Here is an 18,605-nt window from a genome sequence, read left to right on the forward strand (position 1 = left end):
CCAAACAAGGGCAGAGCCGCACAGAATGTCGGTGAGTCGGAGGTGAGCGTGCAGCAGATCGGAACTGTCTGGGCAAGTTTGGACAGGCGTAAACAAATTGTCGTAGCTGGTGCGGTTGCACTGGTGTTTCTAGGTGTGCTCGCGATGTCGCGACTTGTGACAGCACCGTCGATGAACCTGCTTTATGCCGGGCTCGAAAGCGGGGCGGCTGGCGATATCGTGCGGTCGCTGGATCAGCGCGGTGTTGCCTACGAGATACGCGGTGGCTCGATCTACGTCCCGGGTGCGCAGCGGGATGAGCTGCGCATGACCTTGGCCAGCGAAGGTCTGCCTGCAAACGGCAATCGGGGATACGAATTGCTCGATACCCTCAGCGGCTTTGGCACTACCTCGCAGATGTTTGATGCCGCGTATTGGCGTGCAAAAGAAGGTGAACTGGCGCGTACGATCGTTGGCAGCCCGCATGTCAGCCAGGCACGGGTCCATATTGCCAATGGCTCGGCCAACCCATTTCAGCGCAGCGTGGCACCGACTGCGTCGGTTTATCTGGTGCCCTCGGGCGCGCAGATAACGGGCGATCAGGCTAAGGCGATCCGGTTTCTGGTGGCCTCAGCCATAAGCGGGCTGGCGCCGGAAAATGTCACCGTTGTGGATTCAAACGGTGCCGTGATTGGGGTGCAAGATACGGCTGTGGCCGCGGATACCGCAGATGACAAGGCACGCCAACTGCGCGAAAAAGTCTTGAGGCTGGTTGAAGCTCGGGTCGGCACGGGTAACGCGGTGGTCGAAGTCAGCGTCGACACCGTGACCGAAACGGAATCGATTCGTGAGCGGCGTTTTGATCCAAAGGGTCGTGTTGCAATCAGCACCGATGTTGAAGAGCGATCCGATAGCGCGCGCAATCAATCGGCGGATGTCACCGTGGCCTCGAACCTGCCTGATGGGGATGGGGCCGGCGGCGACGAATCCAACTCAAACGCCACACAGACCCGCGAGCGGGTAAATTACGAGGTTTCCGAGACCGAGCTTGAAGTGCACCGCGCACCCGGAGCGATCAAACGCCTGACAGTTGCTGTTCTGGTCAACGGCGCGCGAACCGTGGGTGCAGATGGTGTCGAGAGTTTTGAACCCATGCCGCAATCCGAGCTGGATGCGCTTGAGGAACTTGTTGCCTCGGCGGTTGGTTTTAATGCTGTGCGCGGCGATGTGATCACTCTGAAATCGCTCGATCTACCTGTGGTCGAACCACAGGGCACACTGGTATCGGCGTCGATCTGGCAGAAGATCCATTTGGATGTCATGTCGCTGATCCAGATGGCGGTTCTTGCGCTGGTATCCCTTGTATTGGGTCTGTTTGTCATCCGTCCGATCCTGATGAAGTCCGCCGTACCGGCGCTACTGCCAGCGGGCGTACCGACTGATGCTGATCCCGCGGCCTATCTCACAGGGGAGATTGCCAGCGCAGACACGCAGGACTTTGCGCCTCTTCCGGATCCGGCACTGCCGAACGTCCCGGCGCTTGCCAATACGCGCGGTGAAGATCCGGTCGACCGTTTGCGCGCCATGATCGGCGACAAGCAGGAAGAAACGGTCGAAATCCTGCGCAGCTGGCTTGAAGAAGGCGAGGAGAAGGTGTGATGTCGATCGCTCATCTCCTGGAAGATTTCACCGCTCCGGCAGCGGGTGTTGCGGTCCATCTCATGGATGAGGACGCGTTGGAAGAACAACGTCTTGCCGCGTTTGAACAAGGCTATGGCGCAGGCTGGGAGGATGCGGTTCAGGCACAGGAGCAGGGCGGGGCACAGCTTAGCTCTGATCTGTCTGCAACACTGTCCGATCTGTCGTTCACCTATCAGGAAGCTTTGACCCGCATGACATTGTCACTGGAGCCTATGTTCCAGAGCTTAGTTCAAGTTGTTTTGCCTGAGACCGTCGAGCGCAGTTTCGCCACTCGGATGGCCGAGCAGTTAAGCGAAATGGCGCGCGAGCAGATCGGGCAACCGATGCAACTCACTGTTCCGGTCGGAACGGCAGAGCAGGTCGAAGCAATCCTGCCGCCTGAATTCTCGCCGCGCCCACATGTGTCCGAGGACCCGTCCTTAGAACCCGGGCAAGCGCGTTTGCAGGTCGGAACGGCACAGCGCGAGGTGGATTGCGCCGCGCTGCTTTCGTCTATCGCTACAGCGTTTGACGCATATCTGTTTGAAGCAAAAGAGGCATTGTCAAATGAGTGACCCCCAACCCACAAAACCCGAAAGACCCAACCCGTTTGAGGCGGTTCCGATTGAGGTCACCGTATCGGTCGGACGGGCGCGGCCGCTGATCCGTGATCTGCTGAACATGGGCGAAAATGCCGTTCTCACGCTGGATAAGCGGATCGAGGATCCTGTTGATCTCTATGTCGGGGATCAGTTGGTTGCCCGCGGCCTGTTGGAAGAGATGGAAGGGGATCAGGCCGGACAACTGGCCGTGCGGCTTACTGAGATCTCGGATCTGCAAAACGGGATCGGATGATGCGCCACCTGTTCTGGCTGGCTCTGTTGCTGGCCATACCCTCAAGTGGGGCAGCGCAGGAATTGTCGCTGTCCTTGGGCGAGGGCGGATCGATCTCGGCCCGAACGATCCAACTGATCCTGCTGATCACTGTGCTGAGCCTGGCACCGGGTCTGGCGATCATGATCACCTGTTTTCCGTTCCTGATCACGGTACTCGCGATCCTGCGGCAAGGGATCGGGCTGCAGCAATCGCCACCCAACATGCTGATTGTCAGTCTGGCGCTGTTCTTGACCTACTTCATCATGGAACCCGTTTTTACCGAAGCGTGGGAGGCGGGGATTCAGCCAATGGTCGAAGAAACGCTCGACGTAGAGCCCGCGCTTGAGCGCGCATTAGAGCCATTTCGCGGTTTCATGGCGGCGCGTCTGGATGCTGATACGTTTCAGGCCATGGCGGCGTTGCGCCCGGATGGCGCAGAGATGCAATTGTCGCCTCAGACACCACTGTCTGTTCTGATGCCCTCATTCATGCTGTCAGAGATTGCGCGCGCGTTTCAGATCGGGTTTCTGATTTTTCTGCCATTCCTGATCATCGATCTTGTCGTTGCGGCGGTGCTGATGTCGATGGGGATGATGATGGTGCCCCCGGCAACGGTTTCATTGCCGTTCAAGCTCGCGTTCTTTGTGATCGCGGATGGTTGGGCGTTGATCGCCAGCGCGCTTGTGCGCAGCTATGTGCCCTGACGCTATTGCCGGGTGATCTGAAGTCGGGCGCGCAATCCCTGTTCTCCGGCTTCAAAGCTCAGCGTCCCGCCATGCTGCTCGGCGACGGTGCTGGCGATGGTCAGGCCCAATCCGAACCCATCCGATGATCCGATGTTTGATCCGCGCTGAAACGGGGCCAGCAGAGCCTCGATATCTTGAACTGAAATGTCTGTGCCCTTGTCCTCGACAATGATCGTGGCAGTTTGGGCATCGGTTTCCAGCGCAACTTCGGCACGGCGACCGTATTTCAACGCATTGTCGATCAGGTTCGTCAGCGCGCGTTTCAAGGAAATCGGGCGACCCATCACCAGAATGCGCCGTGTTTCCGGTAGCGACCCATGCCCACGGCGCGACATGAAGACAGAAGGCGCGCCTTCGACGGCCACCGGTTCAATCTCCTTAAGGGATACGGGCCGATCCATGTCCTGATAGTCGGCCACCAGCGACTCGACCAACGAGGTCAGGGAGATCTGGCGCGGCTCCTCGACGCTTAGTTCCGATCGCGTATAGGTCAGCACGCTTTCGATCATGCCAGTCATCTGGTCCACATCAGCCTCTAGCTTCTCGCGCAGCTCGTCGTCCGCAATCAGCGCTGCGCGTAGTCGGACGCGGGTGGCGGGCGTACCCAGATCGTGGCTGACGCCCGATAATACAATGGCGCGTTTCTCAAGCTGTGCACGCTCAGCATCCAGGTGGTCATTCACAGCGGCAACAATATCGCGCAGCTCTTCCGGCCCGTCCGCATCATAGCTTTGTGGCCCTCCGCGCCGCTTGCGGTCGCCAAGGGCCTGCGCAAACCGTGTGAAACTGTCCGAGACATTTCCGACCGAAGTCAGCAATACGGCCAGTGCGACAACACCCAGCAATATCGCGGGCAGGCGCAGATCAACCGGCGCGGCCTTGCAGCCCCAGATTTCAGTGCCATCGACCTGCTGCCAGACCCCGCGCCCGAATTGCGCGATCAGGATCGGCTCGCTGCAATAGGTCGCCAGCAGGCGGGTCAGGTTGCCCATCTTTTCGGGGCCGGTTTGATCGCTGCCCGACACAATGTCTGAGACCGGATAAACCAATTGATCCGACAACACCGCCAACGTTAGTTCGCGTCCGCTTAAAGGCGATGAACTGTCGGTCAGAATCGACAGATTGGTGACAAAGCTGCGGCCTGAGAAGCCGGGAATTTGCTGGAAATCCCCGCTATCCGCCAGCGTGGCGGCCGAGGCAGGCAAGGGGGAAATAGACAGGCCGGGTGGCGGCGCCATACCCGTTCGCAGATCTTCATAAACCGTGAATCCAGCAACAAAGGCGTTGGTTAAATACCGGTTCCACGCCTGAGCTGATGCGAACCACATCCCGGCGGCGACCAGCCCGGCCGCAAAGGCGGACAGGGTCCAGACCCATCCAAAACTGCGCAACCGCAGGGTCATGCGTCCTCGTCCACCGTGACATTGGCGGTAAAGAGATATCCGACCCCACGTTCGGTGCGCAGCATCTGCGGTTCTTTTGGATTGGCTTCGATTTTCGACCGTAGCCGCCCCACCAGCATGTCAATCGCGCGGCCTTGCGCCTCGGGCTTGTCGGCCTCACCGGTGACATCCAGTGCGGCAGCGATCTCATCCCGGGTCAGCGGGATATGCGGGTTGGCGAGCAGCACTTTCAACAGGGCGGTTTCGCGTTGCGACAGCGAAACCAGATAGCCCTCGGGCGAATGCACCTCGTCCCGTTTGCCGTCAAAGACCCACCCGTCAAAGTGAAAGGTGCGGGTGCGGCGGCGGTAAGCCAACGAAGGGGTGCGTTGCGCCCGCTGCATTACCGCACGGACCCGGGCCAGCAAAAGCTGCGGGTTGAACGGCTTGGCAATGTAATCATCCGCACCAACCTCATAACCCGCCATACGCTGATGATCCGCCGACAGGGCCGAAACCAGAATGATCGGTACATCCTGCTCGGCTCGCAACCGTGCGCAAATCTCAACGCCATTCTCATCGCCCAGCATCACGTCCAGCAGGATCAGATCGATCCGGCCCGAGGTCAGATGCGTGCGAATTTCATGTTCGGAACAGGCGGGCAGCGCGATATACCCGTTCTGCTGAAAGAACTGGGTCATCATCGACCGCATCTCTGAATCGTCGTCCACCACCAAGAGCCGGGGAATGCCCACTCTGATTCTCCTCCTCATTTTCCTCCGCGTTCGCCAATTGTAACGAATGGAAACGGATTCAAGCCCAACGTAACACGGGGTAACAAAAGCGGTGAAAATTTCCAGCTTGTCAGGGTTTTGCTTGGGATTTCGCGTTGCCAGGCGACAATCTGTTAGCGCTATATCGAGCATCGCCGCCTAATGGGTGGCACAGAGTTCTCAGGGAGGAGACCAAAAAATGAAGCGTTTTGCATTTGCCACTGTGTCGGGTCTGGCCATTGTCGCCGGATCGGCTGTTGTGGCCGAACCACAGGCTGAGGTTCTGCATTGGTGGACGTCGGGTGGCGAGGCGAAATCGGTCGCGGTATTGCAGGAAGAGTTTGCCTCGAACGGCGGCACCTGGACCGATATGCCGGTCGCGGGCGGTGGCGGTGATGCGGCGATGACCGCGCTGCGCGCTCGCGTTCTGGCGGGCAACGCGCCGACTGCTGTTCAGTTGAAAGGCCCTGCCATTCAGGAATGGTACGAAGAAGGCGTTCTCGCTGACATCTCATCAGTGGCCGAGGCCGAAGGCTGGGCGGACGTTCTGCCTGCTTCAATCGCTGGCCACATGCAGTGCGAAGGCACATGGTGTGCGGCACCTGTGAACGTGCACCGCGTGGACTGGATTTGGGCCAATGCGGATGTTCTGGCCGCCAACGGCATCGAGATGCCGACCACTTGGGACGAATTCAACGCCGCCGCTGACAAGCTGCAGGCCGCCGGTGTGATCCCGCTGGCCCATGGTGGTCAGGCATGGCAGGACGCAACTGTATTCGAGACCGTGGTTCTGGGCATTGGTGGACCTGAGTTCTTCCAGAAAGCGCTGGTTGATCTGGACCCCGAAGCGCTGACCTCGGATACGATGGTTCAAGTCTTTGACCAGATGCGCACCCTGCGTGGCTATGTGGACGAGAACTTCTCGGGCCGCGACTGGAACTTGGCCACCGCGATGGTCATGAACGGTGAGGCGGCGTTCCAGATCATGGGCGACTGGGCCAAGGGCGAATTCCTGGCTGCAGGCAAGAAGCCCGGCGAAGATTTTCTGTGCGCCTCGACCCCCGGTGACGGATATCTGTACAACGTCGATAGCTTTGCCATGTTCGATGTGGAAGGTGACGATAAGAAAGCCGGTCAGGACCTTCTGGCCAAGCTGATCGTCGCGCCGAACTTCCAGAAAGTGTTCAACCTGAACAAAGGTTCGATCCCTGCCCGGACCGATGTAGGTCTGGAAGATTTTGACATCTGCGCCAACCTGTCGGCCGAAGATATGGGCTCGACCTCGGCAGGTGGCTCGCTCCTGCCGTCTTACGCTCATGGCATGGCACTGCGCGGTGCGCAGTCTGGTGCGATCACTGATGTTGTGACCGCGCATTTCAACTCGGATATGTCGTCAGCTGACGCAGTTCAGCAACTGTCGGCCGCAGTGGCAAACAGCTACTGATCCAAATCGCTCTGCCCCCTATAGTGAGGGGCAGAGCACCTTTCCCCGGAGGCTAAAATGTCCGAATGGCTGGAAAACCACCTGCCCAAGGTGGTGCTGGCACCGTCGTTCATCGCCGTATTGATCTTTGTCTACGGATTTATCGGATGGACCGCATGGGTGTCGCTGACCCGATCGAAACTACTACCGAAATACGAGATCAAAGGTTTCATTCAATATGAACGCCTGTTCGAGTCCCCCCGCTGGGACACGGCAATCAATAACCTTTACATCTTTGGCGCGCTGTTCATCGTGATCGCGATGGTGCTGGGCTTGTTGCTGGCCATCCTGCTGGATCAGAAGATCCGCGTCGAAGGGGCCATTCGCACGATCTACCTTTACCCCATGGCGCTGTCGATGATTGTGACCGGCACGGCGTGGAAGTGGATTTTGAACCCAGGTTTGGGCATTGAATCCATGGTGCAAGGCTGGGGCTTCACAAATTTCGAATTCGATTGGCTGGTGAACCCTGATTACGCCATCTACACCATCGTGATGGCCGCGATCTGGCAAAGCTCGGGCTTCGTCATGGCGCTGTTTCTGGCCGGTTTGAGGTCGGTTGATGGTGAGATTATCAAGGCCGCGCAGGTGGATGGTATCCCCACATGGCGCATCTATACTGCGATCATCATCCCTTCGATGGCCCCGATCTTTCTGTCAGCCTTCATCGTGTTGGCGCATCTCGCGATCAAAAGCTTTGACCTTGTCATCGCCCTGACGGGTGGCGGTCCGGGCTACGCGACCGATCTGCCAGCGACCTACATGTACGCCATGGCGTTTTCGCGCGGCGATATTGGTCAGGCGGCTTCATCCGCGATGATCATGATGCTGGTCGTCTTTGCCATCGTGGTTCCCTATCTTTACTCAGAGCTGAGGGCGAAAAATGACTGATCTGTCGATGCCCCAAACCGAAACCCGCACCCAGAGCGCCACTGGCAAGATTGCCCTGCGTTGGCTGCTTTATGTCCTGCTGGGCCTCTTCGCGCTGTATTACCTGATGCCGCTGTTCGTGATGTTGACCACATCGCTGAAGAGCCTTGAGGAAATCCGTACTGGCTCGCTGATCTCACTGCCACGCGAAGTCAGCTTCGATGCCTGGAAAACCGCGTGGTCCGGCGCTTGCACCGGTATCCAGTGCGAAGGGCTGCGACCTTACTTCTGGAACTCGGTTCTGATCGCGGTGCCTGCGGTGGCGATCTCGACCCTGTTGGGTGCGCTGAATGGCTATGTCGTGGCGCAATGGCGGTTCAAAGGGGCCAACATCATCTTCTCGTTGATGCTGTTTGGCTGCTTCATCCCGTTCCAGGTTGTTCTGCTGCCGATGGCGCGTCTGCTGGGCATGATGGGCATTGCAGGCACCATTCCGGGCCTGATCTTCGTCCACGTGATCTACGGGTTGGGCTTCACCACGCTGTTCTTCCGCAACTATTATGTCACCATTCCGTCCGAGCTGACCAAGGCAGCGCGCGTTGATGGGGCAGGGTTCATGCGGATCTTCTGGTCGATCTTCCTGCCGCTGTCGCTGCCCATCATCGTGGTGACTGTGATCTGGCAGTTCACGCAAATCTGGAACGACTTCCTGTTTGGCGTATCGTTCAGCCAGGCGGGGACACAGCCCGTGACCGTGGCGCTCAACAACATCGTAAACTCCACCACCGGCGTCAAAGAATACAACGTCGACATGGCTGCCGCGATCATCGCGGGCCTGCCGACGCTGCTCGTCTATGTCGTTGCCGGTAAGTATTTCATCCGCGGCCTGACCGCTGGCTCAGTGAAGGGATAAGACCCATGGCTCCCATCCTTGATATCAACAATCTGTACAAGAATTACGGCGCGACCGAGATTCTGAAAGACATCAACATCTCGATCGAACCGGGCGACTTCCTGGTGCTGGTTGGCCCCTCGGGCTGCGGTAAGTCCACCCTGCTGAACTGCATTGCAGGGCTTGAGGAGATCACCGGCGGCACCTTGTCCATCGGCGGTAATGACATGACTCACGTCAGCCCCAAGGACCGCGACATCGCGATGGTGTTCCAGTCTTATGCATTGTACCCGACCATGTCGGTGGCCAAGAACATCACATTCGGCATGAAAGTGCGTGGGGTCGATCAGGCCACGCAGGAGGCCAAGCTGAAAGAGGTCGCGTCGCTGCTGCAGATCGAACCGCTGTTGAATCGCCGCCCCAGCCAACTCTCGGGCGGTCAGCGTCAGCGCGTGGCGATGGGCCGGGCGCTGGTGCGCGATCCCAAGCTGTTCCTGTTCGATGAACCGCTGTCGAACCTTGACGCCAAGCTGCGGGTCGAAATGCGGACCGAGATCAAGAAGCTGCACCAGACGCTGGATGCATCGATTGTCTACGTCACCCACGATCAGATCGAGGCGATGACGCTGGCCACCAAGATCGTTGTGCTGAAAGGCGGGATCGTACAGCAGATCGGAACTCCGGCCGAAATCTACAACAACCCGGCCAACCTGTTCGTGGCCGACTTCATGGGCTCTCCGGCGATGAATCTGATCCCGGCGCAGGCGTCGAACAACGGATCGGGGACGCAGATTTCAATCGCGCGGGAAACCGGGGATACGCTGGTCTTAACCGATGCGCGCGCGCCGGAACTGCCGCAGGATGTGATCCTAGGTCTGCGCCCGGAAGACATCGCCGAAGCCGGTTTCCGCGCCGGTGCGGGCGTGCAAGAGGCCGCCTGTATGGTCGATATGGTCGAACCCGCGGGGGCCGATACCTACGTGGTCTCGGAACTCGGCGGCAAACAGGTCACGGCGCGCCTGCATGCCGAAACCAGCGCGCAGGCGGGCCAGATGCTGAACCTCGCCTTTGACATGAGCAAGGTGTCTTACTTTGCCAAGGAAACGGGTGAACGGCTGAACTAAAGCCGCAGCACATCAAACGTGGTCGGTTTTGGCCGGTCACTTTGAAATGTGCTAAACTTCGGACATAGCGATGGGAGGCGCGCTATGTCCGATCCATACTCCGATCTTGCTGGCCAAGACATCTCGATTCAGGAACGTATCGCTGAGGCGATGGAAGCCCGGTGTCTGGAACCGGCGCAAAAAGAAATCCGAGAGGCTTACCTAAGCGAGCTGAGTGTCCCGAATGGGGGTTTCGCGGTTGAGTTGGGCTCTGGCACCGGCCACGTCACGCTTGAGCTGTTGTCGGTCGCCGGTGTGGAGCGCGCGCTGGGCATAGAGCCTTCGCCGGTCATGGTCGAACGTGCCCGCAACAGCTTTGCAAACGAAGGTGCCCTCGTTTTTGAGACCGGTGATGCCAAGGCGACCGGCCTTGAAGACAACTCGGTAGACCTTGTTCTGGCGCACACCCTATTGTGCCATGTACCGGGTGCTGAAGATGTTATTTCCGAGGCGTTTCGGATACTGAAACCCGGTGGGATATTTGCGATTTGCGATGGGGATTATGACACCGCCACCGCACAGATCGCCGATTTTGATCCTTTGGATCAGCTTGTCCGATTCATGATCAATCAGAACGTCACCAACCTTTGGATCATGCGTCAGATCGGCGGATTGCTGACGCAGGCCGGGTTTGAACTGGGCCGTCGCCGGGGGCACGGCTATGTGGCCGAGGGCGAGGCGACTTACTTCCTCACCGTCATTGACCGGGGTGCGGACCGAATGGCGGAAACTGGGTTGCTACATCCCGAAACGGCGCAGGCGCTGAAATCCGAGGCCCGGGCGCGTGTTTCAGCAAATACGTTTTTTGGCTACATGTCCTATGTCAGTCAGATCGCGCAAAAGCCTGCCCCTGAATAAGAAAGCCACCGCGCGGACGGGCCGGGCGATGGCTGGTTTGGGTTAGAAACTTTGCTTACCCTGTCTTACCCAGATCCTTGATCAGACGGTTCAGATCGCCGCCGCGCGCATCCAGCATGGCGCCGATTTCGGTGCGTTCGGTCAGCAGCAGGTTCACGCCTTCGATGAACATGTTGTAGAACTTGCCGCGCCCCGATTTGTCAGACACAAGGAAGGTTACTTCGAACGGGGAAGAGCCACGCAGTTTGACCGAGGTTCTGACCTCGTAGCCTGTCTTGATTTTACGGGCATCGCGCACGGTGACTTCTCCGCCGATGAACTCGCGGAATCGGCGACCGTATTTGCGCGAGATATAGCCCTCGAACGCCTTGGTGAACTGACGCAATTGCGCCGAGGATGCTGTGCGGGCATCCGCCCCCAGTGCATAGCGGGCCATGATTGGCACATCACCGTATTGCACGAAAATCTTCTGGAAATCGCGCAGCATGGCGTTCTCGGATTTGCCCGAGTCGATGATGCGCGTGATATCCGCAACCACGCTGTTGACCAGTTGCTTGGCCTGTGCTTCGGTCAGCGCAAAGGCGGGCAGAGGCAATGCGGCAACTGTCATCCCGGTCAGGGCAGTGGCCACAAAACGACGTCGGTTCAACAGGTTATTCAGCATAGGGGTCCTCATACGGGTCAAGATAGGGGTCTCTGACAGGGTCGGTCCCGGTGGTGGCGTAGGGATCGTCATACAGACCCAGATAGGCGTCCTCATCATCCCTTGCCAGTTCAAAGCGGCGGTTTTGCAAATAGATCGTGCGCGCCTGCGCGTAACTGTCTGCACTTTCATACAGAATCGAATCAACCGTGTCCGAGAACCTTCCGCGATCCCCCATGCGCCGCACGACTTCGGCATAGACACCGATATTGTCGACCGGGCGGGTCGGGCTAAAGTTGATCGGGTTCGAGAACAGGTTGACCACAACGCCAACCGCATCGCGCGCGGTTGACGGACCGTAGAAGGGTAGTTCCACATAGGCACCTTCGCCCACGCCCCAGACATGCAGCGTTTCACCGAAATCGGTATCTACAGGCGGCAGGTTCAGCTCATCCGCTGGGGCGGACAGGCCAAAGCCACCCACGGTCGAGTTGATCAGAAAGCGCAGCAGCGCATTGCCGGACTGTTTCAGATTGCCTTGCAGCAGATAATCCAGCGCCTGCCCGGGCATCGTCAGGTTTTCGGCAAAGTGATTAAAACTGGTGACCATGGGATCGGGCACGATCTTCACATAGCCTTTCGAGGCCGGCCGGAACAAGAAACGGTCCACGCCCAGATTGAACTTGTGAATGCCGCGGTTGGTCCCTTCATAGGGGTCAAAAATCTCACCCCGTGCCGCTGCGTCCTGAGGCTGTGTCGCGCAGGCCGACAAAACCGACATGAGGGCTAGAATGATCAGGTGCTTCAGGCGGATGTAGCGTGGCACTGTCTTCGTTACTCCGAAAATCGCCCGGTGGTGTGCCGAGCCTTCAATCAATACGGCCGTTACGCTCATGGTGGCGCAATTGGTCTCACATATAGGTTTCGCGCAGAATATGAAACAACAACTCGCGTTTATCTCATCCAGTGGGATGCCGTAAAGTGGCTGGAATTCAACACTTCCTGAATAAGAGGAGACCTGCCCAGTTCGCAGGCAATGGGAAAAATACCGCTTTCCCGCTTTCCGAAACCTGCGTTCCCGGTTAGCGTCCGCGCGGAATCACTATGAGATAAGGATCAACCACATGAGCATCGCAGCAAAACTGGACAGCCTGGGTGTCAGCCTGCCGGACGCGCCTGCGCCCGCAGCGAACTACGTTCCTTTCGTGCGCATTGGCAATATCGTCTATGTCTCGGGCCAGATTTCCAAGGCGGATGATCTGATTACCGGTAAGCTAGGCGATGACATGGATGTCGAGGCGGGCGCGGCTGCGGCCAAGGTCTGCGCCATCAACCTGCTGGCTCAGGTCAAGGCGGCCTGTGGTGGCGATATCGACAAGCTGGTACGTGTGATCAAGCTGACCGGTTTTGTGAACTCGACCGCTGATTTCACCGCGCAGCCGCAGGTGATTAACGGGGCTTCGGATTTTCTGGTCGAGGCGCTGGGCGACGCCGGTCGTCACTCGCGTTCAGCCGTCAGCGCAGCCTCGCTGCCGCTGGGTGTCGCGGTCGAAATCGAAGGCATCTTCGAGGTTCAATGACGCCCTCGCTGCCTTCTGCATTTCTGCAACGCCCGATAGCACATCGGGCGTTGCATGATGTCGCCTATCAGCGGCCCGAGAACAGCATGGCCGCCATCCGCGCTGCGATAGAGGCCGGTTACGGGATCGAGGTTGATCTGCAGCGCACCCGCGACAACCGCGCCATGGTGTTTCATGACTATGACATGACCCGCCTGACCGGGCAGCCCGGCCCGATCCAACAGATCACGGCGGCGCAGGCGCAGGTTCGGCCATTGCTGAATTCTGACGGCGAAGGCATCCCCTTGCTGTCAGAGGTGCTGGACCTTGTTGCTGGCCGCGTGCCTCTCCTGATCGAATTGAAGGATCAGGATGGGGCAATGGGTCCTGATATTGGTCCATTGGAAGTGGATGTCGTTGACGTGTTGAAAGACTATGACGGACCGGTCGCGTTGATGTCGTTCAATCCGCATGCGGTTGCAGAGCTTGCGCGCCTTGCGCCACATCTTCCACGCGGTCTTGTCACCAGTTCTTACGATCCCAAGGTCGAGCTTCTGCCCCAAGCCGTTTGCGATCATCTGCGCAATATTCCAGATTTCGATCGTGTTGGCGCAAGTTTCATCAGCCACGAAGCCTCTGATCTTGATCGCCCTCGGGTCGCTGAGCTTAAGGCGCAGGGTGTGCCGATCCTGTGCTGGACCATCCGCTCGCACAAAGAAGAGGCCGAGGCGCGCAGGGTTGCCGATAATGTGACCTTCGAAGGCTATCTGGCCGAACATCCCGCTTGATCCCGCTGCGCGCGATCACAGATAAAGGAACAGCGCGGAGGGCACATGGATCAGGCACAGATTGAGGTTCGGGTTCTATCAACGCTCTCGCAGATTTCCGCGGGCGATTGGGACAGTTGCGCCTGCCCCGAGGCGTCAGATGGCGCCCGCCCGCTTGATCCGTTCACAACGTATCGGTTTTTGCTGGCTTTGGAAGAAAGCGGCTCGGTCGGGCCTGGAACTGGCTGGCAACCGCAATATCTGACGGCCTATCTGGATGGGATGCTGATCGCGGCGGCACCGATGTATGCCAAATCGCATTCTCAGGGCGAATATATCTTCGATCACAGCTGGGCTCATGCCTACGAAAGCGCAGGCGGGCGGTATTATCCCAAGCTGCAAATTGCGGTGCCCTTTACACCTGCAACCGGTCGGCGGTTTTTGGTGCGACCTGGCTATAACGCGGTTGGCATCTCAGCTTTGGTGCAAGGAGCGGTGCAACTGGCTGCCGAGAACCGGATTTCTTCCCTGCACGCCACTTTCTGCACCGAAGCCGAGGCGCTAGCAGGGGAACAGATGGGCCTGATGGTGCGTCACTCGCAGCAATTTCATTGGCTGAATGACGATTACACCGACTTTGGCGAGTTTCTGGCCGCGCTGTCCTCGCGCAAACGCAAGAATATCAAAAAAGAACGCGCGCAGGCCTGCGATTTCGGCGGGCAGATTCGCACCATCACCGGCGATGATCTGCGGCCCGAACATTGGGATGCCTTTTGGCGGTTCTATCAGGATACCGGCGCGCGGAAATGGGGCTCACCTTATCTGACGCGGCAATTCTTTGATATCGCTCAGGAAACCATGACAGATGACATCGCTCTGGTGCTGGCGGAACGCAACGGATACCCCATCGCAGGGGCGTTGAACTTCATCGGGCGGGAAACGCTCTTTGGCCGCTACTGGGGCTGTGTCGAGCATCACCCCTGCCTGCATTTCGAACTGTGCTATTATAGGGCGATCGACTTTGCCATTGCAGAAGGCCTGGCCCGGGTTGAGGCCGGTGCACAGGGCGAGCACAAGCTGGCGCGCGGCTATCTGCCAACGCGCACGCATAGCTTGCATTGGGTTGGCGATCCGGGTTTTGCTGATGCGGTTCAGAAATATCTGGACGCCGAGTCCCACGCAGTGGGAGAAGAGATCGAGATTCTGACGGATTATGGCCCGTTCAGGAAATCGAACCCGGAGGAACAGCAATGACCGAACTTCTGTCAACCGAGACCCGCGGCCCGCTGCTGGACCCGCTGTTCAGAAATGGCTGGACCATGGTTGAGGACCGCGATGCGATCACCAAGACCTTCATCTTCGACAATTTTGTTGCCGCCTTCGGCTGGATGACGCAGGTGGCGATCTGGGCCGAGAAATGGAACCACCACCCCGAGTGGTCGAATGTCTACCGCACGGTCGAGGTGGTGTTGTCGACTCATGATGTTGGCGGTCTGTCTGCACAGGATGCTAAGCTGGCCCGCAAGATGGATAGCCTGTTAGCGGTTGTCGGGTGATCCTATGCCACCGGCCAGCAATGTTGCTGTTCCCAGCTGCTTGAACTCGGCTGGGGTGATCGTGCCATCGCTGACATTGATATTGCCCGGAATCCTGATGGTTCGGGTTCCGACGGACCGCACGCTGCGGGCCGCCGGGTTAATTTCGAGGCACCGATTTTCATAGCAGGTCAGACCGGCGGTATTGATCTGAATCTGCATCTGCCCGTCAGGGCCTGTCACCACCGGAGCTTGCGGTACGTCACATGCGGCCAACACCGCCAAACTGCCAAGGCAAATCCATTTCTTCATGACGCGCTCCTGCCAACGGGGTTGGCGCTCAGTCTAATTGACCATTGCCATCCTGATCTGCGGCTTCGAAATCACTTTGCATCTGGGCGGCATACTCTGCCTTGGAAATAAGGCTATCGCCGTTCCGGTCAACAGCCTGAAACTGCTTGATATCCAAAAACGGCTTGGCTTCGCTCAGGCCCAGAGTGCCGTTTTTATCCTCATCCATCGCCTGAAACGCATAATCCGAGAAGGCGTTGAATTCATCCTTGGACAAGAAGCCATCATTGTTGGTGTCGATATTGTTCAGCTCGGCCTCATGCAGTTCCTTGACGCTCTCGGCATTCGCGGCTCCGGTCATCATGAGGGCGACGGCGACAATCAATACTCGTTTCATCTCTGGTCTCCTCAGCATGCGTAACGTTCGCCAGACACACCACCGGCAGCAGCGCCCGCTGCGGTCAGAATGGTCTTGCCCGAACCACCACCAAATTGATTGCCGATCACCCCGCCGATCAGCGCACCGCCAATGGTGCCGCTCAGGCAAGCGATCTCGTGCTGCCGTGCCGCTTGTTGCTGGGGGGTGGGGGCAGGGCCGCAGGCTGAGAGGGCGCCGGCGCTGCCAAGAAACAAAGTGATTAATTTCAGTCGCATCAATGAACTCCCACGTTGTATGGGCCAAGTATTGGCACATCGGGACGTTGCATCAAGTTAAATGCGCTTCATGTGGCCCCGACGGTGCCGGGGCCTGCAATGATCAGATGGATTCAAGCAGCCCTTCACCGGCCGAGATTTCGCAGGCACCGGGGCTTTCTTCCAGATTCAGCGCTGTGACCTTGCCGTCTTCAACCAACATCGCATAGCGCTTGGACCGTGCAATCAGCCCAGCGGGCGGGGCGTCGAAATCCATGCCAATGGCCTTGGTGAATTCGGATGCCGCATCAGCCAGCATGGTCAGACCGGCCTCGGACGCGCCGGTGGCCTCACCCCAGGCTTTCATCACAAACGGGTCGTTGACCGAAACGCAGATGATTTCGTCCACGCCCTTGGCGGCGAATTGGTCCTTGGTGCGCATAAAGCTGGGTACATGGGCCGAATGGCAGGTGGGCGTGAACGCGCCGGGCACCGCAAAAAGCACCACTTTGCGCCCTTTGGTTTTGTCTGAAATCCGCACCTCTTCAGGGCCTTCGGCTCCCATTTGTGTCAGCGTCGCTTCGGGCAGCATGTCACCTGTTGAAATCATTTTTAGGCTCCTGTCATTTGGATTTGCAGAGTCGGGCTTTGTCGCAATATAGGTGGTCGCAACTGATAGACCATGGGTATTCTGCAAGGTGGGCATAACATGAGCCATATCGTCGTGATCGGAGCAGGCCAGGCCGGTGCTTCTTTGGTGGCGCGGCTGCGCAAGGACGGGTTCGAGGGCGATATCACCCTGATCGGAGCCGAGCCGCATTTGCCCTATCAGCGCCCACCCTTGTCCAAGGCTTATCTGCTGGGCGAGATGGAGCTGGAGCGCCTGTTCCTGCGGCCCGAGAGCTTTTATGCCGAGAACAACATCACTTTGCGCTTGGGCCAGCCTGTGACGGCGATTGATCCGGAATCCAAGACAGTGACGGTCGGTGATGACGTGATCTCGTATGACGAACTGGCTTTGACCACCGGCTCCGATCCGCGCCGCCTGCCTGCAGCGATCGGAGGCGATCTTGAAGGCGTCCATGTGGTGCGCGATCTGGCTCATATCGACGAGATGGAGCCTCGGGTGGCCAACGGTGCGCGCGCGCTGATCGTGGGGGGCGGTTACATCGGGCTTGAGGCCGCCGCGGTGTGTGCCAAGCGCGGCGTCAAGGTGACTTTGGTCGAGATGGCCGACCGCATCTTGCAGCGCGTCGCCGCGAAAGAGACCAGCGACTATTTCCGCGCGCTGCATTCCGAATATGGCGCTGACATTCGCGAAGGTGTCGGGCTGGATCGTCTGGTGGGCGAGGATGGCCACGTGACAGGCGCAGTTCTGACCGATGGAACCGAGTTGCAGGTGGATTTTGTCGTTGTTGGCGTTGGTATCGCGCCATCGACCAAACTGGCGGAAATGGCAGGGCTCGAACTGGACAACGGCATAAAGACCGACGCCCATGGCCGCACCTCGGACCCGTCGATCTGGGCGGCAGGCGATTGCGCCTCGTTCCCCCATGGCGAAGGCCGCATCCGGCTGGAGAGCGTGCCCAACGCCATCGATCAGGCCGAGATTGTGGCCCAGAACATGCTGGGCGCCGCCAAGGAGTATACCGCGACGCCGTGGTTCTGGTCGGATCAGTATGACGTCAAGCTGCAGATCGCCGGGTTGAACACCGGCTATGACCGTGTGGTAACTCGCAAAGGCGAAGGCGCAACGGTGTCCTTCTGGTACTACAAGGGCGATCAGCTTATCGCGGTCGACGCGATGAATGATCCGCGCGCTTATATGGTCGGCAAACGCCTGATCGATGCGGGCAAAACAGCGGACCCAGCTGTTGTTGCCGATCCTGAGGCGGACCTTAAGCCGCTGCTCAAGGCGTGAGGATCATCGCCGGAGAGTTCCGCGGCCGGGCCCTGGCCTCGGTCGGCAAAGGTGATGCGGGCGCACATTTGCGGCCCACCACCGACCGGGTGCGGGAAAGCCTGTTCAACGTCCTGAACCACATGATCGACTTTGATGGCCTGCACGTGCTGGACCTGTTCGCTGGCACCGGTGCATTGGGGCTTGAGGCGCTGTCGCGCGGCGCGACTCACGTCACCTTTGTAGATGACGGACGGGTTGCACAAGGTCTGATCCGCAAGAATATCGACCTGACCGGAAGCGTCAACCAGACTACGTTGATCCGCCGCGATGCGACCCGGCTGGGCGAAAATCCGGCAACGGTCTGCAATCTGATCTTCCTCGATCCTCCTTACGGAAAAGCTCTGGGCCAAAAGGCGCTGACAGCGGCGATCCAAGGCGGATGGCTGTCTGATGACGCATTGGTCGTGTGGGAAGAAAACACCCCCATGACCGCACCCGAAGGCTTCACGCTGCATGACGCTCGGAAATACGGCGACACGCATATCTCTCTGATGTGGCGAACAGGGGTCTGA

General features: G+C 58.6%; 23 protein-coding genes. 15 read left to right on the top strand and 8 right to left on the bottom strand.

The features are described 5' to 3' along the window. Positions 1 to 48 precede the first annotated feature (48 nt). Genes fliF through fliP form a run of 4 tightly spaced genes read left to right on the top strand, consistent with a single transcriptional unit; the run spans position 49 to position 3,239 of the window. Complete coding sequence (gene fliF, locus ACR0B3_RS15605; RefSeq protein ID WP_480809905.1) at positions 49 to 1,638, top strand: flagellar basal-body MS-ring/collar protein FliF; 1,590 nt, start codon at positions 49 to 51, stop codon at positions 1,636 to 1,638. After that, on the top strand, positions 1,638 to 2,234 hold the full coding sequence (locus ACR0B3_RS15610; RefSeq protein WP_170761513.1) for an ABC transporter ATP-binding protein: 597 nt from the start codon (positions 1,638 to 1,640) through the stop codon (positions 2,232 to 2,234). Before fliF ends, ACR0B3_RS15610 begins: the two co-directional genes overlap by 1 nt. Next, positions 2,227 to 2,514, top strand: a complete 288-nt coding sequence (locus tag ACR0B3_RS15615) for a FliM/FliN family flagellar motor C-terminal domain-containing protein (RefSeq protein WP_170684319.1) — start codon at positions 2,227 to 2,229, stop codon at positions 2,512 to 2,514. Before ACR0B3_RS15610 ends, ACR0B3_RS15615 begins: the two co-directional genes overlap by 8 nt. Then, positions 2,511 to 3,239, top strand: a complete 729-nt coding sequence (gene fliP, locus ACR0B3_RS15620) for a flagellar type III secretion system pore protein FliP (RefSeq protein ID WP_480809906.1) — start codon at positions 2,511 to 2,513, stop codon at positions 3,237 to 3,239. Before ACR0B3_RS15615 ends, fliP begins: the two co-directional genes overlap by 4 nt. Before the next feature lie 2 nt (positions 3,240 to 3,241). Here fliP and ACR0B3_RS15625 read toward each other — a convergent pair whose 3' ends face one another. Both ACR0B3_RS15625 and ACR0B3_RS15630 read right to left on the bottom strand, forming a co-directional pair. Then, on the bottom strand, positions 3,242 to 4,684 hold the full coding sequence (locus tag ACR0B3_RS15625; protein ID WP_480809907.1) for a sensor histidine kinase: 1,443 nt from the start codon (positions 4,682 to 4,684) through the stop codon (positions 3,242 to 3,244). Further along, entirely contained in the window at positions 4,681 to 5,418 is a 738-nt protein-coding gene (locus tag ACR0B3_RS15630; RefSeq protein ID WP_480809908.1) for a response regulator transcription factor, read from the bottom strand. Before ACR0B3_RS15630 ends, ACR0B3_RS15625 begins: the two co-directional genes overlap by 4 nt. 217 nt (positions 5,419 to 5,635) lie before the next feature. Between ACR0B3_RS15630 and ACR0B3_RS15635 the strand changes: the two genes are divergently transcribed. From ACR0B3_RS15635 to ACR0B3_RS15655, 5 genes are all read left to right on the top strand, one after another. Continuing rightward, positions 5,636 to 6,880 carry an ABC transporter substrate-binding protein gene (locus tag ACR0B3_RS15635; RefSeq protein WP_170684315.1) on the top strand — a complete coding sequence of 415 codons (1,245 nt, stop codon included), beginning with the start codon at positions 5,636 to 5,638 and terminating at the stop codon, positions 6,878 to 6,880. Positions 6,881 to 6,937: 57 nt separating this feature from the next. Next, the gene (locus tag ACR0B3_RS15640) at positions 6,938 to 7,810 is read left to right on the top strand and encodes a carbohydrate ABC transporter permease (protein ID WP_170684314.1); all 873 of its coding nucleotides are present in this window, start codon (positions 6,938 to 6,940) and stop codon (positions 7,808 to 7,810) included. Next, a complete protein-coding gene (locus ACR0B3_RS15645) occupies positions 7,803 to 8,702 on the top strand; it encodes a carbohydrate ABC transporter permease (protein ID WP_170819189.1) in 900 nt (299 codons plus the stop codon). The genes ACR0B3_RS15640 and ACR0B3_RS15645 overlap by 8 nt, the downstream gene beginning before the upstream one ends. Before the next feature lie 5 nt (positions 8,703 to 8,707). Further along, positions 8,708 to 9,805, top strand: coding sequence for a sn-glycerol-3-phosphate ABC transporter ATP-binding protein UgpC (locus tag ACR0B3_RS15650; protein ID WP_170684312.1), 1,098 nt, complete (start codon positions 8,708 to 8,710; stop codon positions 9,803 to 9,805). 84 nt (positions 9,806 to 9,889) lie between these two features. After that, the gene (locus ACR0B3_RS15655; protein ID WP_480809909.1) at positions 9,890 to 10,702 is read left to right on the top strand and encodes a methyltransferase domain-containing protein; all 813 of its coding nucleotides are present in this window, start codon (positions 9,890 to 9,892) and stop codon (positions 10,700 to 10,702) included. A gap of 55 nt (positions 10,703 to 10,757) precedes the next feature. Here ACR0B3_RS15655 and ACR0B3_RS15660 read toward each other — a convergent pair whose 3' ends face one another. Together ACR0B3_RS15660 and ACR0B3_RS15665 are read right to left on the bottom strand one after the other, a co-directional pair. After that, on the bottom strand, positions 10,758 to 11,366 hold the full coding sequence (locus ACR0B3_RS15660; protein ID WP_480809910.1) for an MlaC/ttg2D family ABC transporter substrate-binding protein: 609 nt from the start codon (positions 11,364 to 11,366) through the stop codon (positions 10,758 to 10,760). Next, positions 11,356 to 12,126 carry an MlaA family lipoprotein gene (locus ACR0B3_RS15665; protein ID WP_480809990.1) on the bottom strand — a complete coding sequence of 257 codons (771 nt, stop codon included), beginning with the start codon at positions 12,124 to 12,126 and terminating at the stop codon, positions 11,356 to 11,358. The genes ACR0B3_RS15660 and ACR0B3_RS15665 overlap by 11 nt, the downstream gene beginning before the upstream one ends. Positions 12,127 to 12,469: 343 nt before the next feature. On the opposite strand from ACR0B3_RS15665, the gene ACR0B3_RS15670 reads away from it, so the two are divergent. Genes ACR0B3_RS15670 through ACR0B3_RS15685 form a run of 4 tightly spaced genes read left to right on the top strand, consistent with a single transcriptional unit; the run spans position 12,470 to position 15,227 of the window. Then, entirely contained in the window at positions 12,470 to 12,925 is a 456-nt protein-coding gene (locus tag ACR0B3_RS15670) for a RidA family protein (RefSeq protein WP_170684309.1), read from the top strand. Continuing rightward, positions 12,922 to 13,692 (top strand): glycerophosphodiester phosphodiesterase family protein, encoded by a 771-nt coding sequence (locus ACR0B3_RS15675; protein WP_480809911.1) that lies wholly within the window; start codon positions 12,922 to 12,924, stop codon positions 13,690 to 13,692. Before ACR0B3_RS15670 ends, ACR0B3_RS15675 begins: the two co-directional genes overlap by 4 nt. Before the next feature lie 45 nt (positions 13,693 to 13,737). Next, a complete protein-coding gene (locus ACR0B3_RS15680) occupies positions 13,738 to 14,925 on the top strand; it encodes a GNAT family N-acetyltransferase (RefSeq protein ID WP_480809912.1) in 1,188 nt (395 codons plus the stop codon). Next, positions 14,922 to 15,227 (top strand): 4a-hydroxytetrahydrobiopterin dehydratase, encoded by a 306-nt coding sequence (locus tag ACR0B3_RS15685; RefSeq protein WP_170684306.1) that lies wholly within the window; start codon positions 14,922 to 14,924, stop codon positions 15,225 to 15,227. Before ACR0B3_RS15680 ends, ACR0B3_RS15685 begins: the two co-directional genes overlap by 4 nt. Here the strand turns inward: ACR0B3_RS15685 and ACR0B3_RS15690 are convergent. From ACR0B3_RS15690 to ACR0B3_RS15705, 4 genes are all read right to left on the bottom strand, one after another. Then, a complete protein-coding gene (locus ACR0B3_RS15690) occupies positions 15,210 to 15,518 on the bottom strand; it encodes a hypothetical protein (protein WP_480809913.1) in 309 nt (102 codons plus the stop codon). The two genes, ACR0B3_RS15685 and ACR0B3_RS15690, sit on opposite strands and share 18 nt — an antisense overlap. A gap of 28 nt (positions 15,519 to 15,546) precedes the next feature. Then, on the bottom strand, positions 15,547 to 15,894 hold the full coding sequence (locus ACR0B3_RS15695; RefSeq protein WP_170725203.1) for an EF-hand domain-containing protein: 348 nt from the start codon (positions 15,892 to 15,894) through the stop codon (positions 15,547 to 15,549). Positions 15,895 to 15,905: 11 nt separating this feature from the next. Further along, positions 15,906 to 16,151, bottom strand: a complete 246-nt coding sequence (locus tag ACR0B3_RS15700; RefSeq protein WP_480809914.1) for a glycine zipper 2TM domain-containing protein — start codon at positions 16,149 to 16,151, stop codon at positions 15,906 to 15,908. Between the two features lie 103 nt (positions 16,152 to 16,254). Continuing rightward, positions 16,255 to 16,740, bottom strand: a complete 486-nt coding sequence (locus ACR0B3_RS15705) for a redoxin family protein (RefSeq protein ID WP_480809915.1) — start codon at positions 16,738 to 16,740, stop codon at positions 16,255 to 16,257. A gap of 99 nt (positions 16,741 to 16,839) precedes the next feature. Here ACR0B3_RS15705 and ACR0B3_RS15710 point away from each other — a divergent pair, with 99 nt between their 5' ends. Together ACR0B3_RS15710 and rsmD are read left to right on the top strand one after the other, a co-directional pair. Continuing rightward, positions 16,840 to 18,051, top strand: a complete 1,212-nt coding sequence (locus ACR0B3_RS15710) for an NAD(P)/FAD-dependent oxidoreductase (protein WP_480809916.1) — start codon at positions 16,840 to 16,842, stop codon at positions 18,049 to 18,051. Then, positions 18,048 to 18,605, top strand: coding sequence for a 16S rRNA (guanine(966)-N(2))-methyltransferase RsmD (gene rsmD / locus ACR0B3_RS15715; RefSeq protein ID WP_480809917.1), 558 nt, complete (start codon positions 18,048 to 18,050; stop codon positions 18,603 to 18,605). Before ACR0B3_RS15710 ends, rsmD begins: the two co-directional genes overlap by 4 nt.

Source organism: Ruegeria sp. CE9 (genome assembly GCF_056537425.1).